Origin of the sequence: Altererythrobacter aquiaggeris, assembly GCF_037154015.1 — a bacterium.
Taxonomy (GTDB): Bacteria; Pseudomonadota; Alphaproteobacteria; order Sphingomonadales; family Sphingomonadaceae; genus Aestuarierythrobacter; species Aestuarierythrobacter aquiaggeris.
This window is the reverse complement of sequence record NZ_JBANRL010000001.1, coordinates 772,534-789,715: the sequence shown is the minus strand read 5'-3', so window position 1 is coordinate 789,715 and position 17,182 is coordinate 772,534. Positions and strand designations below refer to the sequence as shown.

The 17,182-nt window shown below is 58.9% G+C and carries 15 protein-coding genes; all 15 read right to left on the bottom strand.

The genetic code is table 11. From position 1 onward, the window contains the following. Positions 1–117: 117 nt before the first annotated feature. From ftsA to WFP06_RS03700, 15 genes are read right to left on the bottom strand one after another with little or no spacing between them, the layout of a single operon-like run. On the bottom strand, positions 118–1,398 hold the full coding sequence (ftsA, locus tag WFP06_RS03770) for a cell division protein FtsA (protein ID WP_336985909.1): 1,281 nt from the start codon (positions 1,396–1,398) through the stop codon (positions 118–120). Continuing rightward, entirely contained in the window at positions 1,395–2,309 is a 915-nt protein-coding gene (locus tag WFP06_RS03765; protein ID WP_336985908.1) for a cell division protein FtsQ/DivIB, read from the bottom strand. The genes ftsA and WFP06_RS03765 overlap by 4 nt, the downstream gene beginning before the upstream one ends. Next, positions 2,306–3,271, bottom strand: coding sequence for a D-alanine--D-alanine ligase (locus WFP06_RS03760; protein WP_336985907.1), 966 nt, complete (start codon positions 3,269–3,271; stop codon positions 2,306–2,308). The genes WFP06_RS03765 and WFP06_RS03760 overlap by 4 nt, the downstream gene beginning before the upstream one ends. Continuing rightward, positions 3,268–4,194, bottom strand: a complete 927-nt coding sequence (murB, locus tag WFP06_RS03755; RefSeq protein ID WP_336987618.1) for a UDP-N-acetylmuramate dehydrogenase — start codon at positions 4,192–4,194, stop codon at positions 3,268–3,270. Before murB ends, WFP06_RS03760 begins: the two co-directional genes overlap by 4 nt. A gap of 44 nt (positions 4,195–4,238) precedes the next feature. Continuing rightward, positions 4,239–5,648: a UDP-N-acetylmuramate--L-alanine ligase gene (gene murC, locus WFP06_RS03750; RefSeq protein ID WP_336985906.1), complete on the bottom strand. Its 1,410-nt coding sequence runs from the start codon at positions 5,646–5,648 to the stop codon at positions 4,239–4,241. Further along, the gene (gene murG / locus WFP06_RS03745; protein WP_336985905.1) at positions 5,645–6,841 is read right to left on the bottom strand and encodes an undecaprenyldiphospho-muramoylpentapeptide beta-N-acetylglucosaminyltransferase; all 1,197 of its coding nucleotides are present in this window, start codon (positions 6,839–6,841) and stop codon (positions 5,645–5,647) included. Before murG ends, murC begins: the two co-directional genes overlap by 4 nt. Continuing rightward, positions 6,838–8,058: an FtsW/RodA/SpoVE family cell cycle protein gene (locus WFP06_RS03740; protein ID WP_336987617.1), complete on the bottom strand. Its 1,221-nt coding sequence runs from the start codon at positions 8,056–8,058 to the stop codon at positions 6,838–6,840. Before WFP06_RS03740 ends, murG begins: the two co-directional genes overlap by 4 nt. A 2-nt stretch (positions 8,059–8,060) precedes the next feature. Next, positions 8,061–9,422 (bottom strand): UDP-N-acetylmuramoyl-L-alanine--D-glutamate ligase, encoded by a 1,362-nt coding sequence (gene murD, locus WFP06_RS03735; RefSeq protein WP_336985904.1) that lies wholly within the window; start codon positions 9,420–9,422, stop codon positions 8,061–8,063. Continuing rightward, on the bottom strand, positions 9,419–10,489 hold the full coding sequence (mraY, locus tag WFP06_RS03730) for a phospho-N-acetylmuramoyl-pentapeptide-transferase (RefSeq protein ID WP_336985903.1): 1,071 nt from the start codon (positions 10,487–10,489) through the stop codon (positions 9,419–9,421). The genes murD and mraY overlap by 4 nt, the downstream gene beginning before the upstream one ends. Beyond that, complete coding sequence (locus tag WFP06_RS03725) at positions 10,489–11,958, bottom strand: UDP-N-acetylmuramoyl-tripeptide--D-alanyl-D-alanine ligase (RefSeq protein ID WP_336985902.1); 1,470 nt, start codon at positions 11,956–11,958, stop codon at positions 10,489–10,491. Before WFP06_RS03725 ends, mraY begins: the two co-directional genes overlap by 1 nt. Beyond that, complete coding sequence (locus tag WFP06_RS03720) at positions 11,958–13,451, bottom strand: UDP-N-acetylmuramoyl-L-alanyl-D-glutamate--2,6-diaminopimelate ligase (RefSeq protein ID WP_336985901.1); 1,494 nt, start codon at positions 13,449–13,451, stop codon at positions 11,958–11,960. Before WFP06_RS03720 ends, WFP06_RS03725 begins: the two co-directional genes overlap by 1 nt. After that, complete coding sequence (locus WFP06_RS03715) at positions 13,451–15,169, bottom strand: peptidoglycan D,D-transpeptidase FtsI family protein (protein WP_336985900.1); 1,719 nt, start codon at positions 15,167–15,169, stop codon at positions 13,451–13,453. Before WFP06_RS03715 ends, WFP06_RS03720 begins: the two co-directional genes overlap by 1 nt. Then, a complete protein-coding gene (locus tag WFP06_RS03710; RefSeq protein WP_336985899.1) occupies positions 15,166–15,693 on the bottom strand; it encodes a hypothetical protein in 528 nt (175 codons plus the stop codon). Before WFP06_RS03710 ends, WFP06_RS03715 begins: the two co-directional genes overlap by 4 nt. Further along, positions 15,690–16,637: a 16S rRNA (cytosine(1402)-N(4))-methyltransferase RsmH gene (gene rsmH / locus WFP06_RS03705; RefSeq protein ID WP_336985898.1), complete on the bottom strand. Its 948-nt coding sequence runs from the start codon at positions 16,635–16,637 to the stop codon at positions 15,690–15,692. The genes WFP06_RS03710 and rsmH overlap by 4 nt, the downstream gene beginning before the upstream one ends. A gap of 2 nt (positions 16,638–16,639) precedes the next feature. Further along, positions 16,640–17,134, bottom strand: coding sequence for a division/cell wall cluster transcriptional repressor MraZ (locus WFP06_RS03700; protein WP_336985897.1), 495 nt, complete (start codon positions 17,132–17,134; stop codon positions 16,640–16,642). Positions 17,135–17,182 lie beyond the last annotated feature (48 nt).

The following is a 17,182-nucleotide window of genomic DNA, read 5'->3' as shown; positions in this document are numbered from 1 at the left end:
GAGATGCGTCTTCATTTATCTTTTCCACTTTGGCACAAAGCGATTCAGCGGTGCAAAGCGTATTCACCCTTATCCACAGTGCGCTTCATCACAAAAGCGGCTGTAAACGGGGCTGCATCAAAAGTATTCTCTGGCTGCGGCGACCAAACGATTGACCAGACCAAACCCCGAATAGCTTGTCGATATCTGCCGGTTCGATTCGATTGATCGAATGTCGATCGGGTCGGCTGCGGCGTAAAGGCACAGTCCTGCAAGCGTAGCGAACCCTGGATTTGCGTGGGCTTCGGGCAATCCGCGAAGGGTTGGCGGTTTGCCGATCCGTACCGGCCGGCCAAGTGCCCCTTGAACAAAATCTGCAAGGCCGGCCAATTCCGCCCCGCCGCCTGTCAGCACGACTTGCTGTCCGCGATTTCCGGCAAAACCCATAGCTTTAAGCGATTTGTTCACTTCGTCCGTCAAACGGCCGAGCTGTTCCGTGATGACCGATACCAGCTCGGCCCGTGGAATCCGGTTTTTTTCGTCCGCGTGGCGGGCAAGTTCGCTCGGCCCCTCTTCGCCCGGGCCATTGACGGGTATCATTTCGCGGTGGTCTGTCGGACTGGCGATGGCGCTTCCGGCAACACATTTGAGCCGCTCCGCCTGAAAACGGCGAATTCCGAACGCGGAAGCGATTGCATCCGTCATGTCGGCAGAGCCGAGGGGAATAGCTGTCAGGCCCAGAAGCATCCCGCCGGCATAGACGCTGACGTTGGTGACCTCTGCGCCAAATTCAATCATTGCGACGCCAAGTTCGCGTTCCTCGGGACTGAGGCACGCGTAGCCCGCCGCAATTGGCGATGCGACAACGGCCTCCACTTCGAGATGGGCGCTTTCAACCGCTTCGGTGAGATTTCGCAGCGGCGCACCGTCGGCCATCATGACATGGATGTGAACGCCCAAGCGTTCTGCGTGGAGGCCTTTTGGGTTGGCCACGCCATGTGCACCATCTAGCGTGTAATGCGCTGGTTGGGCATGAAGAACTATGCGGCCGTCGGGCTGGATCGTATCGCGCGCGCTGAGCAGGAGATGCTCGATATCGTCTTCCTCGATCCGTCTGCCGCCGATATCTATTTCGACTTTGGCGACATCACTGGCCAATCCAGCTCCCGATGCGCCGATCCAGACGCTCGACACGCTGGTTCCGGCGATTTTTTCCGCCCGCTCGATAGCATCACGTATGGCGTATGTGGCTGCCGCCATATCGGTGACATAGCCGCGCCGGATGCCCTGCGCGGCACGGTGGCCTGAACCCAGAACCACCATCTCTCCCGTTTCGGAGATACCGGTAATCATCGCCGAGATCCGAAAAGAACCGATGTTGATGGCGCCGAAAACGCGGGAGATGCGCGGCGTGCTCATTCCTGTGCAGACCCCTTGGCATCAAGAATTTCCTGAGCCCGGCCTGGGATCCTCATGTAGATGCGTTCAGGCGCGCGCATGTCGAATGTCGCCACTTTTCCTCCCAGCAGACGGTTTACCCCGTCGAGCCTGGCAAACGATATCAGAGCAGTAGATGAAGTTTCCTCGCCCTGCGGCAATGCCAGGACCTGTCCGGTGCCGAATTTCAGATTCCATCGCCGGTTTCCCACCCACTCGGCTTCGGTTACCTGCGGCTTGAGAGCGGGCGCGGCATCCAGCAATGCGCCCAAGGCGGCAACCTGCCGCTGCGCGCCGGGCCCGGTTACCAGCAAGCGTCCTTTTGCATTGGCAATCGAGATCGGTTCAAGTTCGTTACCTTCGGCATCGATGAGCATGAGGCGATCAGGCTTTTTAAGTACCGCGTGCGGCACGCGTTCGACAATATCGACTACCAGCGTAGTGGGTAATTGCCGCGAAACGCGGGCATCCTTGACCCAGCTGAGCTCAAGCAGATTTTCGCGCACATCGGTCAGATCGACCAGCGGCATGGCGCGGTCCTGCAATCCCAAGACGCGCTCATATACCTTTAGCTCGTTCATCCGCTCGACACCGCGGATTTGCACAGTGCGCACTTCAAATCCGGCATCCGAGGCAAGCGTTGCAATTTGCCGTTCCGCCATCGCCGGCACTCCCGCCAGGCTCGCTACGAACCACGCGAGTGCGACGGCCCCGCCAAGGATTACCGCCAGAAATATCCTGTGCAATTGTTCTTCGGTGAAGGGCAGCACGGCCATCACACTATCGAGTGCCGATCCTGTTGTTGCGCGTGCTCTGCGTGCTGTGTTCGCCCGGCCTTTTGCTGCTGCCGAACGGCGCACGCCCTTGCTTTTCCGCTTGATGGTCGTGCTCATGTCTGCGGCCCTCCGCCGACTTTTGCCGCATGATCTTTTAGCGCTTCCGCTAAAATTTCCTCGACCAGATCACCATATTCCATCCCGCAATATTTCGCTTGTTCGGGTACCAGGCTGAGCGGGGTCATTCCGGGTTGCGTGTTGGTCTCGAGGACAAAAAGTCCAGCCTCGCCCAGTGTGTCATCCCACCGGAAATCTGTCCGGCTGGTGCCCTTGCAACCAAGCACGCGGTGTGCCTTCACCGCATATTCCAGGCACAGCTTCCCAATCGCCTCCGGAATATCTGCCGGACAAATATGCTCCGTCATCCCATCGGTATATTTTGCATCAAAATCATAAAAGCCTGATTTGGGCTTGAGTTCGGTGACAGCCAGCGCCCGGTCGCCAATCACGGCAGTGGTCAGCTCGCGCCCCCGAATGAACGGTTCGGCCAGAAGTTTGCCAAACTGCTGCCATGGCCCTGCCGCATCGCTTCGGATCGGATTACCAAAATTACTCTCGTCCGTTACGATGGCGACGCCGACGCTCGAACCTTCATTGACGGGTTTAAGCACATAGGGACGCGGCAACGGATCACGTTCGTGGAGTGTCGCACTATCGACAATCCGCCCGCCCGGCATCGGAATGCCAGCTGGCACCAGTGCCTGTTTGGTAAGCTCTTTATCGATCGCGATCACCGAAGTGGCCAAGCCGGAATGCGTATAGGGTATGCCCATCAGATCCAGCATACCCTGAACTGTCCCGTCCTCGCCAGGAACGCCGTGCAAGGCGTTAAATACCACATCGGGCTTTGCGGCGGCAATATGCGCTGCAACGCGGCGGTCCATGTCGAGCCGTGTAACAGTATGCCCGCGCTTCTCCAGAGCATCGGCAACACCGTTTCCGCTCATCAACGAAACGGAACGCTCGTTCGCCCACCCGCCCATCAGCACGAGAACATGAAGTTTCGGCAATTGGGTCATGGACGCCCTACCCGTTTGATTTCCCACTCCAGATCGACACCTTCGCTTTGCTTGACACGGCGGCGCACTTCTTCACCCAACGCTTCGATATCCGCGCTGGTTGCATCATTTTTGTTTATCAGAAAATTAGCGTGTTTCTCGCTGACCTGAGCACCGCCAATCATCAGCCCGCGGCATCCTGCAGCATCGACCAGTTGCCATGCTTTTGCCCCTGCCGGATTTTTAAAGGTCGATCCACCTGTTCGCGTTCGCAGCGGCTGCGACTGTTCACGCGCCGCTGCAATACGGTCCATTTCAGCACCGATAACTGCCGGTTCTCCCGGTACGCCCTTGAACCTTGCGGAAACGACGATCGCACCATCAAGCAGCGCAGAATGGCGGTATGCATATTTCAGATCGCAGACAGGCAGATTGATGCACGTCCCGTCCGGCAAGACCACATCGCAATCGCGGAGTATGTCTGCCACTTCCCGCCCATAGGCCCCGCCGTTCATGCGGACAAAACCGCCGACCGTGCCGGGTATCCCGCGCAAAAATTCCAATCCCGCAATACCTGCATCGCGCGCGTTGGACGAAACCAGAATTCCGCTCGCCCCGCCCCCGCATTGCATCACATTGCCGCCAATATCTTCAGCTTTTGCAAAAGGCTTACCCAGCCGGATGACCACGCCGGGAACGCCGCCATCCCGGATGATCAGATTTGAACCAAGCCCCAGTCCCATCACCGGCTGGCTGCCGTTGACTTGTTCGAGGAAGCTTTTCAAATCCTCCAGATCGGCCGGTTCGAACAGCCAATCGGCGTTACCGCCGGTTTTGAACCAGACCAGTTTCGCCAATGGAGCATGAGCAGTCAGTTTGCCCCGGATACCGGTGACGCCCAATGGTTTGACCGGCCATTCCTCAAGCGCGGAAGACGGCGCCATACCATCGTCATTCACCGACCAATCGTCGGGCTGACCATGGTTCATCACTTCGCCATTTCCGCGCCGACCGCGTCAGCCAGACCGGCTGCGACCTTCGTTATATCCCCGGCACCCAGACAAACGACCATGTCGCCTGATTGCACTTCACCAGCCAGCGAAGCGGCGAGCTCGCCAGGATTAGCTACCGCCGTAGCAGAACGATGACCGCGCGCCTTCAGGCCTGCAACCAGTGCCTCTGCATTGACGCCCTCGATCGGATCCTCCCCGGCGACATAGACCGGCATCACATGAACAATGTCTGCATCGTTGAAGGCACCCTGAAAGTCGGACATCAAGTCGCGAAGCCGCGTGAAACGGTGCGGTTGCATCACCGCAATGACACGGTTTGTCGTTGCCTCCCTCGCCGCCGAAAGCACTGCCTGAATTTCAACGGGGTGATGCGCGTAATCGTCTATAATGATCGCACCAGCGACTTCCCCGACCCTTGTGAAACGGCGCTTCACACCGTCGAAATGTTCAAACCCGTTGCAAATTGTTTTTGTGTCGCAGCCCATTTCCAGTGCGACGGCAATCGCTGCAATCGCGTTCTGGACGTTATGACGGCCCGGCATGGGCAACGAGACATTTCTTATCTTTTTCAGGCGTCCCTCGCGGTCACGGATGGCGATGTCGAACACATTGCCACCTGCGCTGGGACGAATGTTCTCGCCGCGAATGTCTGCCTGGGCGGAGAAACCGTATGTGACGACTTTCCGGTCGCGTATTTTGGGAATCAGCCTCTGAACTTCGGGATGATCGATACACAGGATGGCGGCACCGTAGAACGGTACATTCTCGATAAATTCGACAAACGCACGCTTTACCGCTTCGAAATCACCATAGTGATCGAGATGTTCTGGATCGATATTGGTAACGACCGCGATCTCTCCGTCGAGACGCAGGAAACTCCCGTCACTCTCGTCCGCTTCCACAACCATCCACTCGCCGTCGCCGATGCGGGCGTTCGAACCATAGCGATTGATGATGCCGCCATTGATTACTGTCGGGTCGATCCCGCCGGCGTCAAGAACCGCGGCAATCATGCTTGTGGTGGTCGTTTTTCCGTGCGTTCCTGCCACCGCAACAGTGCGCTTCAGACGCATCAGTTCGGCCAGCATTTCAGCGCGCCGCACCACAGGAACCCGCTTTTCGATTGCGGCGGCCACTTCGGGATTCGTGCGGCGCACAGCGGTCGAAATCACGCAAACTGCGGCATCGGCAAGATTGTCGGCATCATGGCCAATGCTGACCTCAATCCCCCGCGAACGCAGTCGTTCAACCGAAGGCCCCTCTGTCAGATCGCTGCCTTGGACGCTGTATCCCAGATTATGCATCACTTCCGCGATGCCGGACATCCCGATCCCGCCGATACCGACAAAATGAATCGTCCCGATGTCGGTGCCAACGCCCTTCACAGCTGATAGTCCCGCGCGGCGCCCTGCCCTGCCGGTATGCCTTGGGATGCACCCCTCGCGTTGTTTTCGCCAACCCGTATCACATCCATCAGCTCGCTACCGCCAAAGCTTTCGACCAGATCGGCCAGATCTTTTGCAGCGTCAGGCCGGCCGCAATTCCATGCGGCATGCGCTGCCGTCGCCAATGTTCCGGGGTGCTGCGCCATCGCCTGGATTTGCTTGGCCAGTTCCTTGGCCTGAAACCTGGCTTGCGGAATGGCCCGGGCACCACCGGACTTCACAATCTCGCGCGTGTTGGCAGTCTGGTGATCGTCGGTGGCAATCGCCAAAGGAACCAAGATTGCCGGGCGGCCGACTGCGGTCAGTTCGGCAATGGTCGAGGCGCCTGCCCGCCCGATGAACAGATGCGCATCGGCCAGTCTTGTGGCCATATTTTCGAAATATGTCCCCAGTTCCGCTGGTATGTCATGGGCTGCATAACGCTCGCGCACTGCATCCAGATCCTCGGCCCGGCATTGCTGCGTCACCTGCAGCCGCGCGCGCAGCGCGGGCGGCAACATTGACAGGCCGTCGGGTACCACTTCCGACAGAACACTTGCGCCCTGGCTGCCGCCGGTCACCAACACGCGCAACAAGCCGTCTTCGGTAAAAGGTGGAAAGGGTTCGTCGCGCAGTGAGAGGACTTCGGGCCGGACCGGGTTTCCCACCAGCACTACCTTGGGCTTGAATTTGGCTTTGAGACGGTCGATGGCAGGATAGGCCGTTGCAATGGCCTGGACCCGGCTGGCCAGAAGGCGGTTGACCCGGCCCAGCACGGCGTTCTGTTCATGCAGCACACTTGGAATTTCAGCCGAAGTGGCAGCCAGCAAGGTCGGGAGCGAAGGGTAGCCGCCAAATCCGACGACCGCGGTAGGCTCGAAACTGTCCAAAAGGCGCAACGCCATTTGCCGGCCTGCGAGAACCGAACGCAATCCGCCAATCCATTTCAGCGGATTTTTGCCGAACCTGCCGGCAGGCAAAACGTGCGCTGGCAAAAATTCGGGCTTGCCGGGGATTGCAGCCCCCCGTTCGTCAGTCACAAGCGCAACATGATGCCCGCGCCGGTCAAGTTCCGCCGCCAATGCAAACGCGGGAAGCAAATGCCCCCCTGTCCCGCCTGCTGCGAGAACAAAATGTTTCGACGCAGCACTCATGTGCGCGCACTCCTGTTTGCAAAAACCGCGCCCAGCCCCTCGTTCTCCCGGGTCAGGAAGGGATTTCGCCTGGTGATTGCCAGTAGCAGCCCTATGGCAAGGCAGACTGCAATCGTCGAGGATCCGCCATAGCTTATCAGCGGCAAAGTCATACCCTTTGACGGGAAAAGTTGCAGGTTGACCAGAATGTTGATGAATGCCTGCCCGGATATTTGCGTGACCAATCCGGCGGCTGCCAGCATTGCAAACAGATTATCTTCGTCCACCAGGCGCGATAGCACCCTCGCAACCATCCCGAGATATAATGCGAGTATTATCGCGCACCAGATAAGGCCGAACTCCTCGCCGACGACCGAAAAAATGTAGTCTGTATGTGCTTCAGGCAGTCTTGATTTCTGAAGCCCCATCCAGAAGCCGGTACCCGTCCAGCCGCCAGCCAGAAGCGTTTTTTCGGCAAGATCGACCTGATCGTATGCCGTGCCCCCGGCAAAGAAGCTGTCGATGCGATATCTGGCGTTATCGTACAGGAGATAAGTCAACGTCAGCAGCGCGGTTCCCGCGGCGGCCAGCGCTCCGATACGCTGCATCGAAATACCCGACAGCAACACGAGGACAAACCAGACACCGGCAAACAATATCGTGTCGCCCAGGTTTGGCTGGAGCATCAGCAGCCCCGCAACAAGCGCCATGACGCTCGTTGCTATCGGAATGACAGGAAGTTTCGGATCCCGCATCCGCCAGCTGATAATCCACGCCAGCACAATGGCGAATGCGGGTTTGAGAAATTCGGACGGCTGCATGGTCAGACCGAACTTGAGCCAGCGTCTGGCGCCGTTTACCTCATGCCCGATCAAGGGGACGAGCATTAACGCGATCAACATCGCCAGACCAAGAATTATGCCGGTCTGGCGGGCGTGATCACGGCTGAGGAAAGACACGCCGATCATCACCGGCAGCCCGACAAACAGCCACCGTAAATGTGCCCAATAGAAATATAGATCCGGCAGAGTTGTCTCGCTGGTCGACAGTCTCCCCGCACTGGCCGGCGATGCAGCGGCCACTGCCGCGATACCGATTGCAACCAGTGCCCCGATGACCGCGAGAAGAACCCGGTCAACCTCGCGCCACCAGACACGAATTTCATTCCTGAAATTGCGCCGATAGCGGTCCACCTCCTTTGCTGGGCGTCCACCACGGGGAATATAGGGCTGCGCCATGTTCATGCCGCGGTTTTTCCCTTTAGGTCACCCGCCGGAGGCTGCGTCACCATACCCGTCAGTTCGCCGACTACTTCGCGAAAGTGATCCCCGCGCTTTTCGTAATCGCGAAACTGGTCGAAACTTGCGCAAGCTGGCGACAACAGGATCACATCTCCGGGTTTTGCAGCGGCGATCGCTCGGCTGACAGCCTCGCCCATCATTTCGCACCGTTCGACATGGGTCCGCTCGCAAAGCAGATTGGCGAACATCGCCCCAGCCTCACCGATTGTATATGCGGCCGCGACATTGCCGATGTATTCCTCACATTCGGACAAATCTTCGCTTTTGGGTAATCCCCCGACTATCCAGTGGATGCGCGGGTCAGGATTTGGCCGAAAAGCAGCGAGCGCAGGTGCGGTCGAAGCGGGGTTGGTTGCCTTGCTATCATTTACAAACAGGACCCCGCCCGCTTCGGCCACGCGTTCCATCCGGTGCGGAAGACCGCGAAAACTGGCCATTCCGGGTGACCATTGAGCGCGCGTAACACCCAAAGCCTCCACTATGCCGATTGCTGCTGCTGCGTTTTGCAGATTATGCGGCCCCTGAAGTGATAACCATTCACCCTGGGCATCCGATATCGACCGGGTATCAATGCACACGATCCGGTCTTGCGGGCGGCGCAGCGACGCCGCCGACTTTATTGCGTTGGTCGGCGCATCATCACAGCCAAAGAGGGCCACCTGCCCAGACGCCTGCATTGCAAACAGTCGGCCTTTCGAAAAAGCATAATCTTCAAAACTATCATACCGGTCGAGGTGATCGGGCGTAATGTTCAGAAGCAGTGCAACCTCGCAGGCCAGAGACTGTGTGAGATCTATCTGGTAACTCGACAGTTCGAGGACATAGACACCGCCCTTGGAGAGCGGCTGTTCGCCAAGTATCGGCGCGCCGATATTTCCCGCCATGCGCGAAGTGATGCCGGCTTCGGTGAGCAGATGATGCACCAGTGCTGTCGTCGTCGATTTACCGTTTGTTCCGGTAATTCCCACTACCCTGTGCGGCGGCAAGGTTGCCCTTGCTTGGGAGAAAAGCTCGATATCACCAATGATAGGCACACCGAATTTTGCCGCCACACCGGTGATGGGATGAGAGTTAAGCGGAACACCGGGCGAAACGACAATCCCGTCATAACCCGTTAGATCTGCAGTAAGCGGGTCAAGCACTTCCACCCGGTTGTCCAGTGATCCGCGGGCCTGCGGCTCGCGGTCCCATGCCGCGACTTCAGCGCCCGATGCCAGCAATGTCGCAACCGCCGTCAGCCCTGATCGGGCGAGACCGAGAACGGCATATTTCTTGCCGGCAAAGGCGGTCGATATGATCACCGCAGCTTCAACGTTGCCAGACCGGCCAATGCCAGAATGATCGATACGATCCAGAACCGGATCACCACCGTGCTTTCAGCCCAACCCTTCTGTTCGAAGTGATGATGGATTGGCGCCATCCGGAATATGCGTTTGCCAGTGCGTTTGAACCAGAAGACCTGGATAATGACGCTGGCCGTTTCTGCTACAAACAGGCCGCCCACGATCAGTAATACAATTTCGTGATGTGCAGCAACGGCTACTGCGCCAAGCGCGCCGCCTAGCGCCAGACTGCCTGTGTCGCCCATGAAAACGGCAGCTGGCGGCGCGTTGAACCACAGAAATGCCAGACCGCCGCCGATTATTGCGGCGCAGAATATCGCCAGCTCGCCTGCGCCCGGCACATGAGGAATTCCGAGATATTCGGAGTAATCGACGCGCCCCACCAAATAGACGATCAGGGCAAATGTACCGGCTGCAATAATGACCGGCATCGTGGCCAATCCGTCCAGCCCGTCGGTAAGATTGACCGCATTGCCGAACCCGACAATCACGGTCGCGGCAAAGACGTAATAAAACGGGCCGAGCGGAATGGATACGCCCGAAACGAAGGGAACGTACAGGTTGGTATTGATCTGGCTGACGATGATGTACGAGGCGATGCCGGCGACGATAAACTCAAGCAGCAGCCGGACTTTGCCCGAAACGCCCTTGTGGCTTCCGGTTGAAACCTTGTCGTAATCGTCTAGAAAACCGATCAGTCCGAAGCCGGCAGTAACAGCCAGACACGCCCAATAAAACGGGCTCGTCAAATCCATCCAGATCAATGACGCCACGATCAGCGAAATCAGGATCATCAACCCGCCCATCGTGGGCGTGCCGCGTTTCGCAAGGTGGCTCTGCGGCCCGTCATCGCGAATGGGTTGCCCCTTACCCTGGCGTACCCGCAGCATTTCGATGAACCGCGGGCCGATCATCAGGCCGATAAACAGCGCCGTCATCAATGTCGCACCGGCCCGGAACGTCTGGTAGCGCACGAGGTTGAACAATCCCTCGAATTCCAGCCATTGTGCGATTAGATAAAGCATCAGCCTTCCCGGTTTACAAAGTGATCGACCAACCGGCCCAGGCCGACCGAATTGGAACCTTTTACGAGGATCGCGTCACCGGATGTAATACCATACTCCTCGAGGGCGGAAATTGCCTCTCCAGGAGAGGCGCAATGCGCGAATGCCGGCACTATGCCAAGCGTATGGTCCGCGCCTTTCCCCAGTTCACGTGACAAGGCATTGGCCAAAGCGCGCATTTCGTCGCCGACCAGAACGACGAAATCGGTTCTGGCTGCGATCACCGGCTCGCTCAACTGGCTGTGAAAACCGTCAGCAAAGTCGCCCAGCTCTTTCATGGAACCAAGTACGGCGACGCGGCGTGTGGCTGGGGTTTGACCCAGTTGCTGCAATGTTGCGCGCATGGAAGCGGGATTGGCATTGTAACTTTCGTCGATGAGCAAAGCCTTACCGCTAATTGCAGAAATCTTGTGCCGCGCACCCCGCCCCTTCAGTCCGCCCATTTCGGCAAGTGACAGTCCCGCTGCACCCAGATCGCCGCCAACCGCTCTGACGGCGGCGATGACGGCCAGCGAGTTCGCTATCCAGTGCTCTCCGGGTTCGGCGACGGAATAACACAGCCGGTGTTTGCCAAGCTCCGCTGTGACCAGCGAACCGCCATTTGCCGATGGGATCGCATCAAGCAAACGCACATCGGCATCGCTGGATCGGCCGAATGATACAACCTTGGCATTCAATTTGCGCGCAGCATCGCGCAAGCGCGCAAAATGCGGGCTATCCGCCGGAATGACGGCTGTACCGCCGGGCCTCAAACCGCCGAAGATCTCGGCCTTGGCATCGGCAATCGCCTCCTCGCTACCGAGATTTTCGATATGCGCTGGCGCGATTGTCACTATCACGGCAACATCTGGCCGGACCTGCGCGGTTAGATCGGCAATCTCGCCCGCATGGTTCATACCCATCTCGAAAATGCCGTATTTACTGCCCGCGGGCATCCGCGCCAGGCTGAGCGGGACCCCGACATGGTTGTTGTAACTTTTCACCGAGCGGTGTGATTGTCCGCTGGAGCTGCGATCGAGCGCTGCAAACAGAGCTTCTTTCACACCCGTTTTTCCGACCGATCCGGTCACACCGATACGCTTTGCGGCGCTGCGGTCACGTGACGCGGACGCCAGCGCCTCGAGCGCTAGAAATGTGTCGCCGACGAGAATATGCGGCTGCGGTATGGGACGATCTACAACGGCCGCCGCCGCACCCGCAGCAAAAGCCTTCTCCAGAAAGACATGGCCGTCCATCGCATCGCCCTTGAGAGCGAAAAACAGGTCACCCGGCCGCACGTCACGGCTGTCGATTTCTACACCTGAGACCTGGAATTCTTCGCTGGCGCAGCCAGCCATTGCGTCGGCCAGCGCTGCGGCATCCCACAAGGCCCGCTTTGCCCGGTTACCGCGCTCGCGGGGCCACTGCAGTAATGCGGGATGTGACGCCATCAGGATTCCCCGTTCACGGTTCTGGGTTCGCTTGGAGCAGCGCATTCGCGCGCTACGGTTACATCATCGAAGGGCAATATTCGCATAGCGTTGCCGGCGCCGAAAATTTGGCCCTGTTCATGGCCCTTGCCCGCGACCAACACGATATCTTCACTGCCTGCCTGCGATATGGCAGCCATGATTGCTTCGCGGCGGCCTGCAACCTCGGACGCGCCAACCGCGCCTTGCAGAATTGCTGCGCGGATTGCTGCGGGATCTTCGCTGCGCGGATTGTCGTCGGTTACGATGACCAGATCGGCGTTGGCACAGGCAACCGCGCCCATGTCGGCCCGCTTACCCTGATCGCGGTCTCCGCCTGCCCCGAAAACCACCATCAGCCGACCGGCAACATGGGGCCGGAGTGCTTCGATTGCAGCCGCGAGCGCATCTGCGGTATGGGCATAATCCACGTAAACAGGAGCGCCCGAGCGTGTAATTGCTGCGCGCTCCAACCTGCCACGTACCGGAGAAAGGCGGGATACGCCGTCGAATACAGTCTCGGCAGAACCGCCTGTCGTTAGCACCAGACCTGCCGAGACGAGTGCATTTGCAGCCTGATAAGCACCGATTAGCGGCAAGTTCAGTGTCCGCTCGCGCCCGTCATGTTCGATGACCAGCGTTTGGCCAAGGCGGGTTGGCGTGCGCCCGATCAGGCGGATGCCGGTACCGTTTTCACCGACTGTGAAAACGGCCAGGCCGCGCTCCTTCGCGTGCTGAACAGCGCGGTCGGTCCATTCGTCGCCCGTCCATATGACGGCCGAGCCACCTTTCATCACGACTTCATCGAACAGGCGCATCTTGGCGGCGAAATAGTCTTCCATATCAGCGTGATAATCGAGATGATCCCGGCTGAAGTTGGTAAACGCGCCAGCTTTTACCGACAGACCTTCGTTGCGAAATTGCGAAAGTCCATGGCTCGACGCCTCGTAGGCGACATGCGTCACACCTTCGCGCGCAAGACCGCTCATATTCGACAGAAACGTAACGATATCCGGGGTTGTCAAACCAGTTGAAATGCTTTCGTCCGGTGTGGTTACACCCAATGTCCCGATTGAAGCGGCCCGCTCGCCCGACATCCGCCACAGCTGACGTGTCATTTCGGCGCATGACGTTTTACCGTTGGTGCCGGTGATTGCGACGACGGTCTCCGGCACCGGGGTAAAGAACTTTGCCGCCAACGCCGCAAATGCCCGGCGCGGCTGATCGGATGCTATGTGAGCGGCGCCTTCCACGGCGGCGCCGGTTCTTGCGACGACAGCGATTGCGCCAGCTTTGATGGCCGCCGGGATAAAGTCTTCACCGTTAACCACCGACCCCTGAAATGCGCCGAAAACCGTTCCGGGTGCGACTTTGCGGTTATCAATGGCAAAGCCCGTAACCTGATCATCGTATTGCAACGTCGCGCCAACGCTTGATTGCAAGCCCGCAGCGGCGATCAATTGTCCCAGCCGCATCAGTTCTTCCCGCCGACAAGCGGTTCAAGATCGCTGAGATCGATATCGCGGGTTTCGTCGGGCATAACGCCCAGCAGCGGGCCGATCCGCGGCACCAGACGGCCCACGACAGGTGCGGCATTCCATGCTGCCGTACGCTGGAAACTGCTGGCCGTTGTCCCTTTCGGTTCGTCAAGCATCGCGATGATGACGAAGCGGGGCCGGTCCATCGGGAACGCGGCAGCAAAGGTCGAGACGAGAGTGCTGCGCTTGTACCCGCCATTGCCGGGTTTTTCCGCGCTGCCGGTCTTCCCGCCAACCCGGAAACCCGGTGCGTCTGCATTCTTGCCCGTGCCATAAACTGCAATCATCCGCATCAACTGGTTCATGCGCGCACTAGTGCTCGCCTTGAATACTCGCCGCCCCTTGGGGATCGTGCCGGGCTGGAGTTTGTGCAGTGTTGCCGGACGCCAGATGCCGCCATTCACCATCGCGGCATATGCGCTCGCCAAATGCAACGGGGTCACCGCGATGCCGTGGCCATAGCCGATAGTCATGTTGCGAAGGCGGGGCCATTTGCCTGCGGGCCAGATTGGAAAACCCTTGGCTGGCAATTCGATGTATGGGCGCTCGTTCATCCCCAGATCGATCATGTATTGGCGCAATTTCACGGGGCCCAGTTCGTCCGCTATCTGCGCCGTGACAATATTGGAGCTGTGGATCAGCGACTGCGGAGCGTTCAGATAAGGCGCAATGGTATGGCTGTCGCGAATCTTGAAGCCGCCCAGTTCCACAGGCCGGCTCGCTTGATAGGGACGGCTGAAATCGCGGATCGTGCCTGCGTCAATAGCGGCAGCGACGGTTAACGGTTTGAATGTTGAACCCAATTCATAGACCTGGTTGGTCACGCGGTTGAACATATTATCGACACCGGCCTGATCAATCTTGTTGGGATCAAATTCGGGAAGCGAGGCAAGCGCCAGGACTTCGCCGCTATCGACATCAAGAACGATGCCTGCTGCGCCCACCGCATTGGTGGAAAGCATCCCCTGGCGAAGCTCATCTTCGAGCGCGCCCTGCACCCGTACGTCGATGCTCAGGCTGGTCGGAACACCGCGGGTTGCGGGATCTGTCAGGCGCTCCTGCAGAACCGACTCCATGCCGATTTTTCCCTGATCGGCGGAATTCACGTATCCCAGAACATGGGCTGCCATTTTACCTTGCGGATAATGGCGATCGGTTTCCTGAGGGACTTCCAAAGCGAGCTCGCCGATTTCCTGAATACGGTTGGCATCTTCGGGCAACACGCGGCGACGAAGATAGCCCGGCCGACCGGCCAGCAGCTTTTCCTCCATTTCGTCGATGTCGATATCAGGAAAGATCGCCGCCAGCTCGGTTGCGACCTGACGGGCCGGTTTGACCAGCGGTTGGTCGCCCGAAAGATTGCCCGGATCATACCACAATGCATATGCGGGGAACGCCCGGGCCAGAGGAACTCCGTTACGATCGTTAATTTCGCCGCGCGGCGGCAGCAGCTGTTCTTCGAGGCTTGATGGGCCCGACGCCCGGTCATCCATGCCAAGAAATGCGATCCGGACCAGAGCCATGAATGCGACGATCGAAAAAATGCCCAGCACCCACAAGACGCGCAACCGCGCCACGCCGAGCGAGCTGCGGCGAATGTCAACCAGCTGGACACGGCCGGTTGCGAGCGCCGTGCTAACTGCCATCGCGGTCATTCGCCGGTCTCGGTGGCGATGTTTGACGTATCTGGCACTTCGGGCAACAAATCCACCATCGCCAGCCGTTCGGCCAGATCCAGTTTGCGTTTTCCGCGCTCGCTTTTCTTCGGTTCGCCATCGCCGTTTGCAGTGCCCGTCATGGGCGAGACCATCGCAATTATCTGTAATCCCTTTGGCGCTGCCTTATGCGCGACACGGATGGGAGACGGAGCATCGGCGAGCCGCGGCTCGCCAAGGCTGGCAAGTTGTCTTTCGCCTTCGAGATATTGGCCGGCCTCTGGCGCACGGTAACCGAATTCCACCTCATTCCAGTCCGCAAGCTGTTGCTGATTGGCGCGGGTCTGAAATTCGGTTTCAAGCAAGGTTTTGGCGCGTTCCAGCCGAACGATCTGGCGCTCGGCATGTTGCACATCAGCCTTGAGCGCATTCACCCTGAATGTCAGCATCGTAAAGGCGGCGAGACACACCGCAAACACAGCGGCCCAGCCGATCTGGCGCAAACGTGATCCGCTGACGATCATGCCGCCACCTGCCGTGCCGGCGCCTGTGTGCGGATAGCGTGGCGCAAGGTCGCCGAACGTGCGCGCGGGTTGCGCGATGTCTCGGAATCCGAAGGTCGGATAGCTTTCGATACTTTGGCGAACACCGGGTCGGGCCCGACATTGCCGGCAGGCATGTGGCGCGAAGTGGGGGCGCTGGCACGGGCTGCGGATCGAAGGAAGCGCTTTACGATCCGGTCTTCAAGACTGTGAAAACTTACGACTGCCAGGCGGCCGCCGGGGCGCAGCAGCTCTTCAGCGGCTTCGAGCCCTGCTTCAAGCTCTGCCAATTCCGCATTCACATGGATGCGCACAGCCTGAAAACTGCGGGTCGCAGGATCTTTGGGTGCGCCGGGATGATGCCCCAGCGCCTTGCGAACCACACGGGCCAGATCGCCGGTTGTTTCCAGCGGGCGGGCGGCCACGATCGCGCGGGCGACACGGCGCGACTGGCGTTCCTCGCCGTATTGGTAAAGCACGTTTGCAATATCGTCTTCGTCCGCTGCATTGAGAAAATCTGCGGCGCTCTCGCCATCGCGGCTCATGCGCATATCGAGCGGCCCGCTAGTGGAGAACGCGAACCCGCGCTCAGGTTGATCAAGCTGCATCGACGACACGCCGACATCCATCGTAATACCGTCAACATGTGCGACGCCTGCTTCGCGCAGTGCCGACACCATTTCAGAAAAACGCCGCTCATGCAGGATCAAACGCGGCGGAACTCCGGAAATTTCGCTCCACCCTTGCGCCGCAGCGATTGCATCGGGATCGCGGTCAAATGCGTGTACGGTCGCTCCTGCATCCAGCAGTCCGCGGCTGTATCCGCCGGCACCGAAAGTCGCATCCACGATAACGTCACCTGGCTGCGGTGCCAAAGCCTCGATTACTTCGCCCAGCAAAACCGGAATATGGGGGGCCTTGGCCATGCTCAATTCCGCTTCGCTTCGAATTCGGCGACGAGTTTGGCGCAGGCAACCTGCGCGCTCTCCAACCCATTGCCCATCCGCTGAAGTTCGGCCGGGTTCCAGATGGTGAAGAAACGGCCCGCACCCTGAAAATACAGCTGGTCACCGATTTTGCCGAGTTCGGCGAGATGGTCGGGCATCGTAAAACGGCCACTGTCATCAAACGGCAACTCGTTAAAACCGAACTTGCTGATGGCATGCAGGTCGCGATCATAATGTTGGCCCAGCGCAAGCGCCTGGTTTTCTTCGCGGTCCAACTCTGCGTCGAGTTCGATTTTGCGGCTGAGCCCGAAACCCGTCAGGCAGGTCCAACGGTCATGCTTGGCCAGGCACAGCACGCGGCCTTCGCTCGAGGCTTTGACAGCCTTGCGAAAGTTTGGTGGTAAAACAAACCGGCCCTTATCGCCCTGCGGCGAAAAGGCCTGCCCGTTATATCCGCTATGAAGTGCTCCCGCCACTTCGACCAATCCCTCAACCTTATCCCCGCCAGAGCTGCCTTCCGCTCT